This window comes from Catalinimonas alkaloidigena, assembly GCF_029504655.1.
GTDB lineage: Bacteria > Bacteroidota > Bacteroidia > Cytophagales > Cyclobacteriaceae > Catalinimonas > Catalinimonas alkaloidigena.
In genome coordinates this window covers 4766905-4783171 of record NZ_JAQFIL010000001.1, presented here as the reverse complement: position 1 = coordinate 4783171, position 16267 = coordinate 4766905, and the positions used below count along the sequence as shown (strand labels likewise).

The 16267-nt window shown below is 39.5% G+C and carries 11 protein-coding genes; 1 reads left to right on the top strand and 10 read right to left on the bottom strand.

Going from position 1 to position 16267, the window contains the following annotated elements; all coding sequences use genetic code 11:
* Positions 1 to 3: 3 nt before the first annotated feature.
* Both OKW21_RS19500 and OKW21_RS19495 read right to left on the bottom strand, forming a co-directional pair.
* Positions 4 to 789, bottom strand: a complete 786-nt coding sequence (locus OKW21_RS19500) for a hypothetical protein (RefSeq protein ID WP_277482345.1) — start codon at positions 787 to 789, stop codon at positions 4 to 6.
* A 4-nt stretch (positions 790 to 793) separates the two neighbouring features.
* The gene (locus tag OKW21_RS19495) at positions 794 to 2311 is read right to left on the bottom strand and encodes an FHA domain-containing protein (RefSeq protein WP_277482344.1); all 1518 of its coding nucleotides are present in this window, start codon (positions 2309 to 2311) and stop codon (positions 794 to 796) included.
* A 169-nt stretch (positions 2312 to 2480) separates the two neighbouring features.
* On the opposite strand from OKW21_RS19495, the gene OKW21_RS19490 reads away from it, so the two are divergent.
* Positions 2481 to 4016, top strand: a complete 1536-nt coding sequence (locus OKW21_RS19490) for a serine/threonine-protein kinase (protein ID WP_277482342.1) — start codon at positions 2481 to 2483, stop codon at positions 4014 to 4016.
* Between the two features lie 31 nt (positions 4017 to 4047).
* Here the strand turns inward: OKW21_RS19490 and OKW21_RS19485 are convergent, their stop codons facing one another.
* The 8 genes from OKW21_RS19485 to OKW21_RS19450 form a co-directional block, all read right to left on the bottom strand.
* Positions 4048 to 8958, bottom strand: a complete 4911-nt coding sequence (locus OKW21_RS19485; protein WP_277482340.1) for an IPT/TIG domain-containing protein — start codon at positions 8956 to 8958, stop codon at positions 4048 to 4050.
* Between the two features lie 44 nt (positions 8959 to 9002).
* Entirely contained in the window at positions 9003 to 10100 is a 1098-nt protein-coding gene (locus tag OKW21_RS19480; protein ID WP_277482337.1) for a hypothetical protein, read from the bottom strand.
* Positions 10101 to 10123: 23 nt separating this feature from the next.
* A complete protein-coding gene (locus tag OKW21_RS19475) occupies positions 10124 to 10930 on the bottom strand; it encodes a hypothetical protein (protein WP_277482336.1) in 807 nt (268 codons plus the stop codon).
* Positions 10927 to 11919, bottom strand: a complete 993-nt coding sequence (locus OKW21_RS19470; protein WP_277482334.1) for a hypothetical protein — start codon at positions 11917 to 11919, stop codon at positions 10927 to 10929. The genes OKW21_RS19475 and OKW21_RS19470 overlap by 4 nt, the downstream gene beginning before the upstream one ends.
* An 879-nt stretch (positions 11920 to 12798) precedes the next feature.
* Entirely contained in the window at positions 12799 to 13557 is a 759-nt protein-coding gene (locus OKW21_RS19465; protein WP_277482331.1) for a LytR/AlgR family response regulator transcription factor, read from the bottom strand.
* Positions 13554 to 14570, bottom strand: coding sequence for a sensor histidine kinase (locus OKW21_RS19460; protein ID WP_277482326.1), 1017 nt, complete (start codon positions 14568 to 14570; stop codon positions 13554 to 13556). Before OKW21_RS19460 ends, OKW21_RS19465 begins: the two co-directional genes overlap by 4 nt.
* 190 nt (positions 14571 to 14760) lie before the next feature.
* Complete coding sequence (locus OKW21_RS19455; RefSeq protein ID WP_277482324.1) at positions 14761 to 15396, bottom strand: T9SS type A sorting domain-containing protein; 636 nt, start codon at positions 15394 to 15396, stop codon at positions 14761 to 14763.
* Between the two features lie 229 nt (positions 15397 to 15625).
* Complete coding sequence (locus tag OKW21_RS19450; protein WP_277482320.1) at positions 15626 to 16261, bottom strand: hypothetical protein; 636 nt, start codon at positions 16259 to 16261, stop codon at positions 15626 to 15628.
* Positions 16262 to 16267 lie beyond the last annotated feature (6 nt).

Below are 16267 nucleotides of genomic sequence, written 5' to 3'. Positions count from 1 at the left end.
TGCTTAATTACTTGGAATGTGATTTGTTATGATAGGGTGAACCGCCTGAAGCACCCAGTTCTCCTCTACATCAGTATATACGGCAACTAATTCAATATCTATTTTGCCCAGACTCACTTTTTCTACAAATAAAGCTCCTCCCAGTATCATTCGGTCTTTGAACTGAATATCCTTAACCTCTGCCATACCTTCATTATCCCAGGAGATCTGATTAAGGTTGATATTGGTTGACTTAATTACAGACTCATCCGGACTGTTATCTTCTTCAACATAATAAACCAGCAACTTGCCATTTTGAGGAAGCGAATCGCTGGCATTTAATCCGGCAACACCTGGTTTGAAGCTGGTCAATGGTGATTCCAAGTTCAGTTTCTTGATCTCAAATACCCTATAATCATTGTCAGAATTGATTGCTTTAACCTTGGTTAATGAGCAAAAGGGTTCAAAATCCGCTTCATATTCCTTGAAATTAGGATCTGTCCGCCAAGGTTCTCTTATGCTGCTGGGTAGCCAAAGGTCTCTGTTCACCAGCACGCCAATCCTGTACGTCTTACCAAAATAATCTAAAATCCCTCTTCCCAAGCGTTCACCGGAGGAAGACTCCAGCATATATTCCTGTCGAACGAGATAGATGGCACCATCTATGGCTTTGTTGACTAAATTCTGATTGTTTTGTAAGGCTACCAACTGAGGGATACGGATGGAGGTGGAATCTATCTGGGCATGCACTTCTACTTTAAAAAAACATAGCGTATAGAATACCAAAATGAATTCAACTGCTTTTCTCATAAGATCATTTGCTAATGTTTTTGATAGGGACTACTGAGCCTAATGCATCATCCCTTCCGGTAGATGGGTTGGTATAACCTGCTGATACAATGGCAATAGCTTTCGGTACACCATCTCTGATGACAAAGAGTGGTCCCCCGGAGTTACCATTATCAAAGCCATAGCCGGAAACAATGATGGTATTGTTATCAAGGTCATCTTTGGCTACACTAGCTTTGCTATATAGCACCTCCAGACCATTATCGTTACCTAACTGCTGAAAAGTATTGCCATACGTATAGCCAAGGCAATGTAATTCAGTACCGCTTTTGAGTGAAGCCGAAAGCTGGGGGGCTGCTGTGATAGTTCCCTTCTGATCTGTCTGGAAATATGCCCAGTCGGTACCGTCATAACTATTTGCCTGAACCAAAACTACTTCCTGTCCATTATACTCTTCATCCACATAGTAGTCGGTAGAATGATCAATCATAAAGTCATGGTTGGTGAAGTCAAATCTTATGGATTCGTCAGAAGATACAGCATAAAAATCGTAGGTAACTGTTCCTCCTAAACTGGCCAGTAAATTGAGCTCATTTTTTTCATAAAAATACAACTCCACACAATGCCTGGCCGTGACAAACTTACCGTCATCTAATAAAAAACCTGTGCAGTGACAGTTTTCGGGTAGAGGTTCATCTACAAGGACTTCTCCGTCCATCTCAGCACGTACATTTTTTATGCCCATATAAAACACACTTTCCTTGACCTGGGCAATAGCCATGGCAACTATCTCTTCGGGGCTTTCTTTTTTAGTATTATTGATCTGCTGTACCAGTTGCTTCTGCTTGGCAGCAAAGTTCGCGACAGTAGACTGAAGCTGAGCTTCCATGTTTTGTTTGTTGGCCAGCATCTCTTGTTTCAGCGCCTCATTCTTCTTGATAGCGTGGGCGAGTGAATCAGTAATGGCTTTGTTACTCTTACGCAAAGTATCTGTTTGTCCGGCGAGTACTTCTGTTTCCCGGTTCAGTTGATAGATAAAAAAACCTGCTACCAGTCCGCTTATAATCAATAGGCTTATCATTGTAATCACTGCTACCCGGTATGGTCTTACCGCCTGGTTGACAACCAAGCCAATCCGTTTGGTTACCCCCATAGAGGTAGATCCACTTTGCGCGATGTTGAATCTCAGGCGTGGACCTTCAAAGGAAAGCTGAAACTCATCACCATTATTTAACTTCCATTCTTCAGCTACCGGAGAACCATTGACAAGGGTAGGATTAGTAGCTGATAAGTTTTTGATGTATACATCATTACCTTTTCTCTCAAGTGCAGCATGTTTTCTGCTGACTGTACTTACCTCTTCTGAAAACCTGACAGCACAAGTTCTAGACCTCCCAATCTCAATATATGGCACTACTATAGTTTCAAAGCTTGACACCTCGTGTTTAGGTGAGGCGGTAAGAAATTCAAGTGTGTAAGCAGGAACATTTCCACCCCCTATAAAAGACATGCCTGTCTTAAAGGATTGTGTAGCTCTGGACATAAAAATGTTGTGATAAGCTAAGGACTAATTGTAGTTAAATATATTAAAATTTTATTGAAAATCCTCATTTTGTCTGTGCTGAACATTTAACAATTACAATAAATAATGTTAAATTTATTTGCTGCTCACTTAGCAATTTTATTTAACTTCAGACACTGAATCATACATTATGCAGGAGGGTGAAAAAGTAGTCATCTCTGAACAGGATTTTAGAAGAAGGTTTGTTTACGATCATACCAATTTACTAGGGGAGGGAGGCTTTGCCAAAGTTTATCAGGCGTACGATCGTCAATTTGAAGAAACAGTCGCGCTCAAATTTTACACAAATACCGATGCCCAGAAATATGATATAATAAGCGAAATGCGCAACTCGCGCAGGTTTACCCACAAAAATATCATTAGAGTGCATGACGCTCGTATCGTAAGGTTTACCAATAGCTTTGGTATAGCCGAAGATGTGCAGGTGGGTATACTTGAATATGCCAATGCGGGTAATTTGCTGGATTTCTTGAAATCCTCACCCTCAAAAGAAGTTTTCAAGGAAGTAATCAAAGAAATACTTCAGGGCTTACACTATATTCATACTGAAAAAAGAGTCATACACCGTGACCTTTCTCCTGATAATATTTTGATGGTAAAAGAGAAGGAGACCTGGATTCCCAAAATTGCTGACTTTGGGATATCCAAAGAAATTGATATGAAGACGCTCAATATGGGGCAAAAAAAGGCCTCATCTGAGCTGGTGGGTAAGATGGAATATATGGCTCCTGAACAGTTTGACCCTAAAAAGTACGGGATCAATCAGCAGATTACTACCAATGTGGATTTGTGGTCGTTTGGCGTGATACTGACAGAGATCTTTACTGATAAATCTCCTTTTGGCGATAGAAATACTTCCCAAAGCCCAATGGAAATAATGCATAATGTATTGCATAACCCACTCCCCTCAGAAATTAAAAATGTACCTGAGCCCTATAGGAAAATAATCAGCAAATGCCTCATCAAGGATGCCAAGAAGAGAGTGCAATCCAGCCTGGAACTGATAGAGATATTGCAGGCCCCTGTTCCTACCAAAAAGAAAATGAATAAAGCTATGATTGCCGGCATCCTGCTGGTATTCGTATTGCTGGCATTTGGTTTCTGGTATGTCTTTACTTCCTCTGATGCACCGGCTGTAAAAAATGAAGAAACTGCGCAGATACAGAGCCAGAAGAGCGAAAGTGTTCCCGCACAGTTGATGGATTCTACTTCAGCAGGCACAGATTCTTCCCGGCTCACTCAGGAAACTATGCCGCCCATTAAAGCATCAGGGCAAAATGTGATTGAAGCAGATACAATACTGACAGAGGATTCTACCCTAGCCAATCAGCCCAAATCATTGCCATTACCCCTTGGCTTAACCAATGCTCAGAAAAATATGCTATATGATAATTTACTCAGAGAAATTGAATCTCTTGATAATGAAATTATCAATACAAATCTCAGGTTAAGCAGAATCAATAATTATGTAAATGAGTACTTTGTTGATGAAGAAGCAAAAGTGTATTTCACTGTTAATGATAGTATTAACCAGGAAAGCATAGAAAGCTTTATGCGGTATGTAGTGAACACCTCCGGTATAGAAGAACGTAGCTGGGTGATAGATACTTTACTTACTGAACTGAAGGGTGATAAAATCAAAACCCTATCAATAAACAAATACTGATGCCTTAACGCTTTTTCCATTTCGGCCTGGCTTACCTGATGATGAGCCTTTCCTGGCTTAGCACTTCACCTTCCGAAGACAAAAATTGTAGTAAATATACCCCCTGCTTTTCAGCGAGCTGAACGGAGGTTTTCTGTATGCCGTAGTGCAGTGGTATCGTCCCGGATTTAGTAATTCTTCCTTTTATATCCACTAATTGCCAGTTGACGAAACCACTAGCATGATCGGGAACCATCAAAGTAACATTGACCTCATCCACAACTGGGTTAGGGTATGCCGGTCCGATTTGTACCTCTGTAGGAAGTACGTACCTGAGCAATGCTTCTTCAGTACCATACAATACTTTAAGATGTTGAGAGGCAGCCGGTTGGAATTGGTAAGATTGCGCAGCCTGCATATCTATCACCTGCTTTTGATTTTCATCATAGAGCCATAGTCTGAATTTATTATTCACCCACTGATCATTATCCCAACTGAGATAGACAGTTTCATTATTAACTTTTTCATCAAGCTTAACGGTCCATTCCGCAAATGAAGATGGAGGAATGATGTCAGTGGCTAGCACCAGGCCTTCTCTGGTAAATGAGGCAGCAGAAGAACTAAAAAACGATGGAAAAACATCTGCATCATAAAAATCTTTACCTGATTCCGATGCATTATGCATACCTAATATTAAGTCCTCTTTCAATTCGTCAGAAACATGCACTGATAAACTCACCTGCCATGCTGATGCGTCCAGAGTGACTCCTTTTTCTTTTTCCACATTGCTTTGTTTTTGATTGTTTCCGGCTTTTGCACTAAAGGGAATAACTAAGTTGCCACTTTCTTTGATGTTAACAAATGCTCCTTCATAAGCTGATAAGCTTTCATCTTCTTTATTATAGCTACCATTATATACACTAAGTCTTGCCTGATCTAAAAAGATATCAGGGTTAGCTGATACCACTACGCTCCAATCCAGCGCAAAAGGAAAGGGGTTACCTATAAGATTCCATCCCTCCCTTACGGGAATGATAATATTCCCCTCTTCATTAGGCTCTGCCACATCACCTTTTATACTATCAAGTATACCTTCTTTAGCAATGAGCCAGTACCCTTCACCAGCTTTAAATTGGGTAAATCCCGCATTATACTCCTGATATACATTTTCACTAGTATTAGCCTGGTTGAGGCGAAATAAGCGCCAGTCTTCTTTTTTATACTCTTTGTTTCCTAAAGCTGCATTTACTGTCTGCTGCTTAAAGGGAATAGCCACCAGTTGGTAGTTTTGTTGAGTAGGAGCGGAAGTAAAGCTCTTACGGTTTACTTTTTCAATGTTTTCAGCATAACGCCAATAGGTACGGCCTGTCTCTATTTTCTCCAGGCCAGCACCGTTAGTGACTTTGAATTGGTACTTTACGCCTAACTCATCTCCATTATCGGTCAACAGTGTGTAAAGGCTTTCGTCTGGTGTGATCTCCTGAAAGGGACCGAATGCTTCATCCATGATTCCGGCAAAGGCGGCTTCTACTTTTTGTATGCTGGACTCAGCATCAGATGCCTGAACAGAAACATTAAATTCATTTTTTCTAAGCGCATTGGAAGGAAAAGTAGATACTACCAGTGCAGCTGTTTCATCCTCCTTGATCAGAATGGTTTCATCGGCAGTTACGACAACACCATTGACATTGACTTTGACAGTATATTCTTCATTGATGATGTCTTGACTGACAGTTAGCATAAAAGAGATTTCAGTGCCTTCCTCATTTACACTGATATCATCTACTGCTAAGTCATTCAGTAATACTTCAATAGTAGGAGGGGAGGCTATAGAGCGGAAATTACTTCCAACTATTGTAATCTCGCTACTGCTAAATACTTCAGAGGGAGATAAACTGCTGATTTTTTGGGAGACTATCAATGACTCATAAGTAGCGGGTTCCTCGCCACTTTGGTCACTTATGCTAATTCGGTAATTTCCAGGAAATAAATCCGGTACAGTTAGTTTTAAAGTAGTGTTATCAACAGTCTCAAAGGACGTTTCATTACTGCCCAAAGAAACACTTGTTGCCAGATTAAGATTTAAGCCACTCACTGTAACGATAGTTCCTATATCCACAGAGTCCTGATCTACTTCGGTGATAACAGGCTTATTAAAAATAATTTTAAACGTATCTGTTATGTTATACTCCTCACCATCTAAATAGAGCAAAACCTGATATGTGCCTGCTTCAAGTTCAGGTATTGTAGCTTTGATCTGAGTATCACTTGCGCTTATGATAGGAGCATCTACTCCATCAACTGTAAGCTGTACCGTACTGGCTTCCAGGTTGAGTCCTGTAATAATAATTTCACCCCCTGCTACACCGGAAGTAACATTCAAGGGATTTACTATAATAGGAGGCGCGAGCACAGTAAACGTGTCTGCCAATTTATAAGCTACTTCATCTAATGCCAGTATCACCTCATAAACACCGGGTTCAAGCTCAGGAACCACTGCTTTAACTTCAATATCACTTGCAGTAACCAGGGAAGCTTCAACTCCATTGATGGTTACTTTTACAGTGCTTGCTTCAAGATTAAGCCCAGAAATGGTAATTTCATCTCCAACCAGACCTGAAGTAGGCAGGAGAGCGTTTACAACAGGGTTTGTGTTCTCTATCGTGATGGTTTTTTTATTGGAAACAAATCCATCTGTTTCTACCTCTACCTGATACGTACCATCGGCTAAATCTTCAGGAAGCTTCAGGGTGATTTTTTCAGCTTCTACGCTCGTAAAGTCAGTAATAGCAATTGTGTTTGTAGTATTATCCTCTTCTATCAACCTGACTTCCAGTTTATCTTCAGCATGGCTGTCGTCTATAAATGTGTTCCCATTGATCACCATATTACCTCCGGGAATATTGTTTGTAGGAATGATTTCAGTGATTTGAGGGAATACATTTATGATATTCCCCCCATCCGTTGTCTCACCATTTACGGTTACTCGTTCCGTATACCGACCTGGATAGGCTTGGGGAATACTTATGGTAATCATATTAGGAGCTACTGAACTTACCTGAGCAGGAACCACATTCCCATTTTCCTCATTTACTAAACTTACGCTTACCCCACTGGTCTGGTTCCCGAAGTAGCGGCCAGGGATATTGAGGTTATCCCCGGCGACTACGTCTGCTTCCGATCCAGTTTGATGTATATCGGGAGGAATACTAAAAGTATTGAAACGAAATATATCTTTGTATTCTGATTTATTCATTTCAAGTCGGTAAGAAATTCCTGCAACAATGTTGGTGGGAATACTAAATTTTACGTCCTCTGGGCCATCAGAAGTAGGGGTAATAAAGTCGGTATAATTTCCGTTCTCATCTACGAACCTGGATTGTAGTGCTAAGTCATCAGAGCCCAGGTTTATTCCAAACACTATATAATCATAAAATCTATCCGTTGAGCCATTGTCAGAATCATGAGCACCGCTGATGATTATAGGTATGGTGCTAAATTTATAACTTCCAATATATGAATCCAGATTACCTGAATTATTAACAATTATTTCTTCCGCATCCAGCCCTACGGCTACATTATTATTATATACAAGAGGCACACTAAGTTGCAACTCACTACCCTCGGCTAATATTAGAGATCTGCTTCCGAATACTGTGTTGGAAGAGGTGAAACTGTTGAGGTATACGATATCATCGTTTCTGTTAAATGCTGCTAAAAAAGTACTGTTTGTACTTCCATTGGTGGTTTTGCTAAGGTTATTACTTGAAATGGTAAATGTATTATTGAAAGTGCCTGTAATAAAGTAATTACCGAACGAGTCAAATGTAATTTGTTTGCCATCTTCATAACTGTTTCCTCCAAAAATACTTGATTTCACAAGTGAACCATTGTTAGAATTTATTTTTAATAGTAAAGCATCATCATTCGGAGATGGCGTATTGAGGCTAGTCCCATCGTACTTTGGGTTACCTTCTATTCTTCCAAGCAGGTAAAGGTTCTGACTGTATTCATCAAATGTTAAATCTCTAACTTCTGTGGTAGTAGAGTCACTTTCTAAAAGTTTAAGCCATTGTGGATTAAGGTTGACATCCAGTTTGGCTACAAAAAACTGTTTGACTTTATCGGGATTCAATGAAAAAGACCCTATTTCTACACTTCTGTTGAACACTCCGGATATAAAAATATCATTATTATTATTTGATGTCATCGCCCAAATCTGATCCTGTGGTTCATCCCCACCTATTTGTGCAAAGTCAACAAAAAAGTCATCGCTATCATATTTAACCACATACAAATCATTACCATCGCTCGTCCTAGAGACAAAGTCTAGGAAATTTAGCCCGAAGTTGACAGTGCCATTAAATCTCCCGCCTATCATAACATCATTGGTATTATCTATAACTACCTTGTGGCCAAAATCTCTTCCTGCACCTCCTATGGCATAGCTTCTTCGCAGTTGCCCATTACTTTTTTGTATCTTCAACAGAAACGCATCGGTATTCCCATTTGAATTGACTACTGTACTTCCAAAGTCGTTTGCTATTACATTACCATTGCTATCAAATACTCTTAGTGAGCCTGTAAAAGAGCCAAGCACGTACACATACTCTTTTCCGACTGCAATATTACTTATATAGGCTTCATCTCCCTGAACTGAGATTCTGTAAAGATGCTGTACACCTAATGAATTAGCTTTTGCGTAAAAGAAATCACGCGTTAGGGGATCATCATTCAGCGTACGACTACTTCCCCAGCCTCTAAATGTAATTGCTTTGTTCATCAGGCCTATTAGGTAATAGTCACCTGTGGACTGGTCAATATAAGTATCTACAGCATTGGCTGTGCCCTCAGATGTAACAAGCTTGTAGTCGTCCAGAGTTTGTGCAACTAAAGGTGAGCTTGATATTATACTAATGAATATTAGTAAACCAATAGTGATTTGTTTACAACATTTTTTCATACAGAATGTGTTTCAAAGGGTCGTTGTTTTTAATCTTCGCTTGGCTAATTCGTAGGTAAACCGGGAGGCTCTGAGAGATCTTGCGTTGGCTCAGGTCCGGGGCCAGGACCAGGATCATTTAGTAGTAATACCGCTACCCCTATTGCTGCTAAAGGAATTCCAACTTTTAATACCAATGGAAAGCGAGGCTTAAGCTGGAAAGAAGAGCTCTTCACTGTTCTGTTGGTAGCTGGTTCGTATAGCGTAATGCTGTAATTTTTGCCGGGCTTTTGATTTACATTCCAATCCCATTGCTGTCCATATAAACCTTTTCTTAAGGTCATCATCTCCTGCCCTTCCTGATAGAGACTGATTTCCGCATCCTCAACGGAGTTGTTCCATTTCAAAGGGAGGCTTGCTCCTTTTTTAATATTTTTTGGAATGGTAGAGGTAAACTGAAGCTCAGGGAGGCTTTCTTCTTCTTGCTGATCAGGAGGTGGAGCGATTGTCTCTTTTTTCAGGTCTTTATCTTCAATCACCGTCAACTCCTCTGCTTCTGAAGTCAATACATCACGGTCGTAGTTTACGCCTGAGATCCATACCTGCCATGCATCACGCTTAAAGTTGTATTCTGTCCTCAAGGTGGCTTTTCTTTTTACAGCAGGATAGTTATAGTCATCAAGGTTAATATTTTTTCCATTAAACTTACTGGTATAACTGACAACAATATAGGTATATGCGTCCTGGACAGGCTCAGAAAAGCTATAGTCAGTGAAGTGAACGGTCTTTTCAATATTCTTTTCGTACTGCAGTTTAAAATTATTAAGGTAGGTTACTACATCAAGTGCTGATACTTCAATGTTGTCATTTGTGAGCACAATCTTTGAAATATCGTCTTCAATGATGACATCTTCGTTGTAGAAAACCCGGTTAAACAGGCTGTCTTCCTGAGAGTAGCTGCTCAGAATATACCTGTTTACTGCTCCTCTACTACGGGTAGGGTCAGAGATTAGAAAAAGTAATTCTTCAAACTCATCCATTTTCAACCTCGCTCTTCTCTCAATCTGACTTTTGTCAAATTCTGTCAGGCCTTGTCCCTGAGTACTGGAAATTGTAATACTCAGACAAAGCATAAGCATCAGGTAATGTATTTTTCCCTTCATATCATAAGAATATATATCATAAGCTAGTGAGGCAAAATGTATAATTGACTGCTTAAGTACCGGTCTTTCTCAGCCTGGTCAGCAGTGTATAGTTCGCTGATCAGCCAACCATTATTTTTTTCCTGCCGGTCAAATTCTTCTACTTTGAAAATCCAGTTATCCAACTGCATAAAATGATAAGATACATTGTCCACATGCATGTATTGTAGCTTTCCCTGCCTCACACTCTGTAAAAGTTTATTTACCGGATTTTCATTTGAGCGGCTACGATCTATGTATAGTTCAGGAGAATTAAAGATTCTTTTCAGCTCCAGAAAATCTGTTCCGTGGCTGTTAGGCGGCAGTATCATATCATTTGTTACCTCTCCATGAATCCTTAAAAAATCTGCGTCTATACTGTTGATTACCCAGTTGACGGTTTCGTTATCCAGGTCATGCTTGACAGACATAATTAGTGAGAAATAAACATTTTTTCTATCATACCTACCCTTGCAAACTACTTTTGCATACCAGCCCTGGTCATAAAAACTAATGTATGGAGGGTCGGTTTGGTAGACTACATCTTCTAAAAACTGTTCTATCTGTTGCTTATTCCAGTCTTTTTTTGAAAAATCAAATAAACTGGCGACCAGTTCCTCTCTGGATACCTCAAGGTTGTACCTGTCTTTGAGATAACTTTTGATCAGCGTTTCATTGGTATTATTAAAGCGCTCTATAAACTCATCCACCTGCTTTACCTGGTACGCAAAATTTTCATCGTCAAAATGCATAGGTGTATTTTGCCCCATTGCACAATTTGTGATAAGCACTAAGCTTAGGAGCAGCCTCATAATGAACTGGTATTTTGTACGCCTATGTCCGAAAGGAACACATCCCACTTTTTAATTTCCTTGCCATCAATTACCTGATTGTAAGGCTTTACGACTACTTGCAGATTTTTTCGAGTTAAGTCCTCATACACTACTACCTGCTCTTCGTTGAATCCTCTGAAAATTTGTTCTACGGTAATCAGACCATAATAATTACCATCGGCACTTCGCTTGATCTGATTGACGTAAGCTACCTGGTTCCATAATATTTCTACCCTTGCGTAAGGCAGCACCCTGACATGGTTCAAATACTCTCCAATCTTATAACTCCGTACATTTTCGCTGTTCAGGCTCGTAACTTCTACCAATCTGTCTTCATCAATGAAAAGCTGTATGGCTTGTTGTACTGCATCATCCTGATCTAGCTCATCGGCCTTAGCGTCAGAAATAATGCTTAGGTACACACTTAAAGCCTGGGTTTTTTTTAAAGCTCTGCGGGAAAAATAATCCTGCTCCTCCGCGCTTAACTCAACGGTGCTTGTTGGCTCCCGAGAAGAATAAGTATTAAGGTTATCTAAAGACTCCAGGCTTTTTTTTGCTTTTATCGGATCTGCCAAATAATGATGGCCTGAGTTTCTTAATATCAAGGCTACTTCGGATTTATCCAATACAAAGTATCTACCATTGAAGAGATCCTGAAAGGCTATTTTTTCATTAATGATATCTACCTTTTCGGCTGCAAAAACCTCATGCTTAGAAGTGATTATTTTATCGTGTTGGGGGTTGTCATTAAAAATCCATTTATAGTGCTGATCTTTAGTGGAGGCTGTTAAAATATCACCATTAACCTTGATGCCCAGTATTAGTTTTCCCAAACTGATAGATTGATTGTTTTCAAAAAGAATTCGGGAATCATCAACGCTCTTTATAAATCCTTTAACTGCACCACCCTCGGTAGTATAAATAACGTCTTGAGGTTGAGCAAAAGTGACGAATGGAGCTAAAGCCACCGCTAAGCAAACATATAAACTGGCAAAAAATTTAAACGGCTCTATCATCACAAATGTGAAATGAATGTACTTTTGATGTAATGTTCAATATTAAAAATAAGTAAAAACAAGCTCTCAACCATAGAGAATTGAAATAATATTTAATTAAATAGGATTACTTTACGTAGATTTTCTTATTGTCAAAAAGTCAATACCCACTAGTGAGTATTTTTCTGTTTTTTTTACTCCTATTCCTCCTCAGTGAAAAAATAAAAGCTATTATTTAAGATGGCTATTAAACTAATCTTAAAATAAATATGGTGAATCTTATATGAAATATTGAATGATAAAAAAAAACATGGGTAGTAGCATATTTTATATGTGTGTCTAACAGGCAAACCGCTATGCTGATCTGAGACAGGTCAGATGTGAATGACAAATGTATCTTTTGAATTTGTCCAGAAGGACGGGCTTATCTATACTAAGCTCAGCATGATAATTTAAAGTAGAATGAATAGACCTCAAATCTAAAAATGGTCTCCAATTTAAGCATAGGCTTGACAGAAGAATCAGACTGTATATGAACAAAGGTAAATAAAAAAAAGCGGTACAGAATTTCTGTACCGCTTTCGCTAGCCTCATGTAAACCTCATTAGAAGAGCTTAGTAATGAAAAAATATTATTTATCTAGTTTAAAAAATTAAGCCCAGCTATTAACCTTTACTTCACCTGTGTATAGTCAAACTTGTTGCCAGCGTGCCAAACCCCTCTAAACAGCATATTGGACTTCTGGTGTATGAACTTTATTCTACATTGGCTGGGTATTAATTACCCAGTGTGGAACACCCAGTGTGGAACATCCAATATGGAACATCCAGTATGGAACACCCAGTGTGGTCCTTACTGGTCAAGCCAGGCTTTGAATCCTGCTACTCTTTCCCTGCTCACCAATATATCCTTATCATCTGATTGCCGGAGTATGAGCCTGAGCCGGCTGCTGGAATAGGTGATAATATCCGCGATGGCTTGCACGCTAACAATATATTTACGGCTTATCCTGAAAAATACTTTGGGATCCAGGCTGTTTTCCAGATGATCTAATGAATAATCTACAATGTAATGGCGACCATCGTGAGCAAACATATATGTCATCTTTTCCCGGCTGCAGAAATAATGTATATCACCCACCTCAACCGCTTTGATATGTTCACCTACTTTTACAATAAAACGGCTCTTGTACGCTTTTGTCAGGGCCTTCATCGTCTGTTGAATCTGGCGAAAGTCAATTTGTCCGGATTGCTGATGGTAATGATCTTTGAACTTTTTTAACGCACTTTCTAATTCTTCCGGAACAATGGGCTTGAGCAGATAATCAATACTATTTACCTTAAAGGCTTTGATCGCGTACTGATCATAGGCAGTAGTGAATATGACCGGAATGCTGAGGGTATACTGCTCAAAAATATCAAAACTGAGCCCGTCAGCCAATTGTATGTCCATAAAGACAAGGTCTGGCCCGGGGTTTTCATGAAACCAACGAACTGAAAGTTTTACAGTATCTAATACATCCAATACTTCAGCCTTGGCATCAAGTTGCCTTATCAGTGAAATTAAGCGTTTGGCAGCTGCTTTTTCATCTTCAATGATCAATATCTTCATGTGGCAGAAAATTTAAGCAGGGGTAATTTTACGGTAAAGCTTTTTTGGTCTTCAGTAATCTCAATTGGGCTTCCACTCAGATGCTCGTAGCGTGCTTTGATATTTTGAAGGCCTAAGCCTAAGGAATTTTCCCCCTGCCGCTTCCTCTGTAAGTTATTCGTGACCTCAATTTGACCGTCTGTACTTTTAATACAAATGTGTAAAGGCTGTTCACCAGATATTTCATTGTGTTTGATGGCATTCTCTACTAACATTTGCAGGGATAGGGGAGGAATCATAAGGTTTTCATCTTCAGCCAATTGTATGTCAACCCGAAGATTATCTTCAAAACGAATCTGGTGCAAAAAAATACAGGAATGCACAAAAGCTACTTCTTCCCTTAGGGAGATTACTTCTTTATCCTGGGTATCTAAGACATAACGGTAGATTTCAGAGAGCTTGCGAATAAAGCGTGCCGCCTGGTCCTGATCCTCGTAAACCAAGTTGGTTAAGGCATTGAGGCTGTTGAACAGAAAGTGGGGATTGATCTGATTTTTCAGGGATTCGTACTGAGAAGCGATCTGTGCTCTCTTGAGTTGCTCTGCTTCTATCACCGATTGTCGCCATCCCATCAAAAATCCACGGCTGGTAATAAAAATGGTAATGACTGCCGCGATCGCCAATGGCATATAGGTAAATGAAATATATTCTGATAAGGTTAGGCCGGAAGCTTCTTCCCTGAAGCGTATGTTGATAAAAACATAAACGGTAATGAGTGAAAATAAAAATGAATAAAGCAGAAGTACGACCACATTATAGATCAGCCTTTTCACTGGAAAATCAATCCAACTGTAGTGTTTATCAAGAATACAGTTGAGGGTACCATTACCATAGCCCAGCCCAAGACAAAGTACAAATGAGTACAGCACATCATCCCAGATTTTGCTCAGTCCTTCCAATGAGAAGAAGCTTTGTGGAGAGATAGAAAACATAATGAGCATAGCCAGTCCCAGGTTAATCCCAAGTTCTGACATAAGCTTACGAATGTTTAGTTTGCTGAAGCTAAGAGTGTACATAAGTTTCTAAAGTAAGGTACTTAGGATGCTCCAAGCTAAGAAAAATTGCTGAACTGCAGAATTGTAAGGATGAGTGGTAAATAGGAGCGCTGGAAAGTAAAAAAGCCCGGCAAGGACCAGGCTTTTTCATGATAAAAAATACTTAATACTAGAATATACTGATCTCCTGGGCATACTCAAAACCTTCACCCTTTACACTTAGCATATAATTATCTTTGGGTAATTGACTGAGATTTAATCTATGCGCATATTTTCCCTGAGGGTCAATTTGTTTTTGATAGGCAACTTGTCCTTTTTGGTTTTTAATGGTGATATTCATCTTTTTAGCGAAGCGGTTTTCTATCTGTAAGTCTACTTTATTGCCTTCACGAACTTTTAAATATGGCTTAAAACCTTTATCAGCGAATTTGTCTTCCATTATGTTTATGCTGCCATTATGCATGACCTCAAAACTTTCGCTCTGGGTATGAGTACCCGCCCATAACAATACTTTGTACTGACCGGCTGGAAGTTGAGAGAAGTCAAACTTTTTGGCATAAGCAGCGCTGGTAAAGCTTTCTTTGTACACTAACTTGCCTTCGGCATTGAGTACTCTGAGACTAGCTGACTGGGTTTCGGGTAAATTCCAAACTGTTACTATAGCTTTTTTTCCTGACTCAATAGACTTGAGTTGAATATGTGCGTCGTCAAAAGGACTGACAGAGGCAAAGCTGCTAAGTGATATCATGCTTGCTAATGCCACGATACTGAATGTCTTAAATGATTTTACAATTCTGAGTTCCATCTTCTGATTTTTGGTTAATGTTATAGATGCCAAATAATATTTGGTAATCAGAGATACGGAGCTACACAGGAATAGTTATAAAATTACCATATAGTTATATAATAGCAATATTTATTTCGCAAATAATTACAATCTATACCAAATAAAAGTGGCGGGATTGTCTTGGTTTTTAGGATTTTTACATCAAACAGAATAAAATTTTGTGAATTTTTTTATTTGTTTATTGCTTTTATTCTTCTGTGCATTGCTGTTTGATTCTTTCTGCTATGTCTTGTCCCCAATTGGGTTGCAGAGGCCCGCTACCTGTATTCTCTTCAAATAATAAAATGGACTTATCAATCATTTGACAGGCTTCCTGGGTATCGCTGTTAAAAAATTGGGCAGTACCATACTGCATCTGAGCCAGGAGCATAAGCGCTCTTGGATTCCTGGAGTTCATTTGCACAGCTTCTGACAAAGTTTGTATCGTCTTGGGAGCCAGTTGAGGACCGCGATTAGCCGGGTCAAGGGCTACACGTATCGTATACAAATATCCTTGCAGGGCAATTACTTCAGAATTTTCACTTTCTTTATCAGCGATATTATCTAAATGAGCTTGAGCCAAATCCAATTGTTCGTCTGAGTTCTCCATGGCGCCCAGAGTAATTCTCGCATACGCGGCATAGTAAGCGGGTAACCATTCTTCATTTTCGGTGGCCGCAATCCTTTCAAAAAAATTGGCAGCGCGATTCATAGCTTCAGGCCCCTGTGCACTATGCAGTTCGGTGATCCCTTTTTTCATGGCTTCTTCATAGTCGCTCAGGGCAAGGAGGGTGTGAGAGAAGGTGATGAATAACAATCCGATACTAAATGTTAATGATTTCATGGTTTT

Bases quoted from the DNA above. Each gene is read 5' to 3' on its own strand.
- OKW21_RS19500 (WP_277482345.1), bottom strand. From the start codon at position 789: ATGAGAAAAGCAGTTGAATTCATTTTGGTATTCTATACGCTATGTTTT.
- OKW21_RS19495 (WP_277482344.1), bottom strand. From the start codon at position 2,311: ATGTCCAGAGCTACACAATCCTTTAAGACAGGCATGTCTTTTATAGGG.
- OKW21_RS19490 (WP_277482342.1), top strand. From the start codon at position 2,481: ATGCAGGAGGGTGAAAAAGTAGTCATCTCTGAACAGGATTTTAGAAGA.
- OKW21_RS19485 (WP_277482340.1), bottom strand. From the start codon at position 8,958: ATGAAAAAATGTTGTAAACAAATCACTATTGGTTTACTAATATTCATT.
- OKW21_RS19480 (WP_277482337.1), bottom strand. From the start codon at position 10,100: ATGAAGGGAAAAATACATTACCTGATGCTTATGCTTTGTCTGAGTATT.
- OKW21_RS19475 (WP_277482336.1), bottom strand. From the start codon at position 10,930: ATGAGGCTGCTCCTAAGCTTAGTGCTTATCACAAATTGTGCAATGGGG.
- OKW21_RS19465 (WP_277482331.1), bottom strand. From the start codon at position 13,557: ATGAAGATATTGATCATTGAAGATGAAAAAGCAGCTGCCAAACGCTTA.
- OKW21_RS19460 (WP_277482326.1), bottom strand. From the start codon at position 14,570: ATGTCAGAACTTGGGATTAACCTGGGACTGGCTATGCTCATTATGTTT.
- OKW21_RS19455 (WP_277482324.1), bottom strand. From the start codon at position 15,396: ATGGAACTCAGAATTGTAAAATCATTTAAGACATTCAGTATCGTGGCA.
- OKW21_RS19450 (WP_277482320.1), bottom strand. From the start codon at position 16,261: ATGAAATCATTAACATTTAGTATCGGATTGTTATTCATCACCTTCTCT.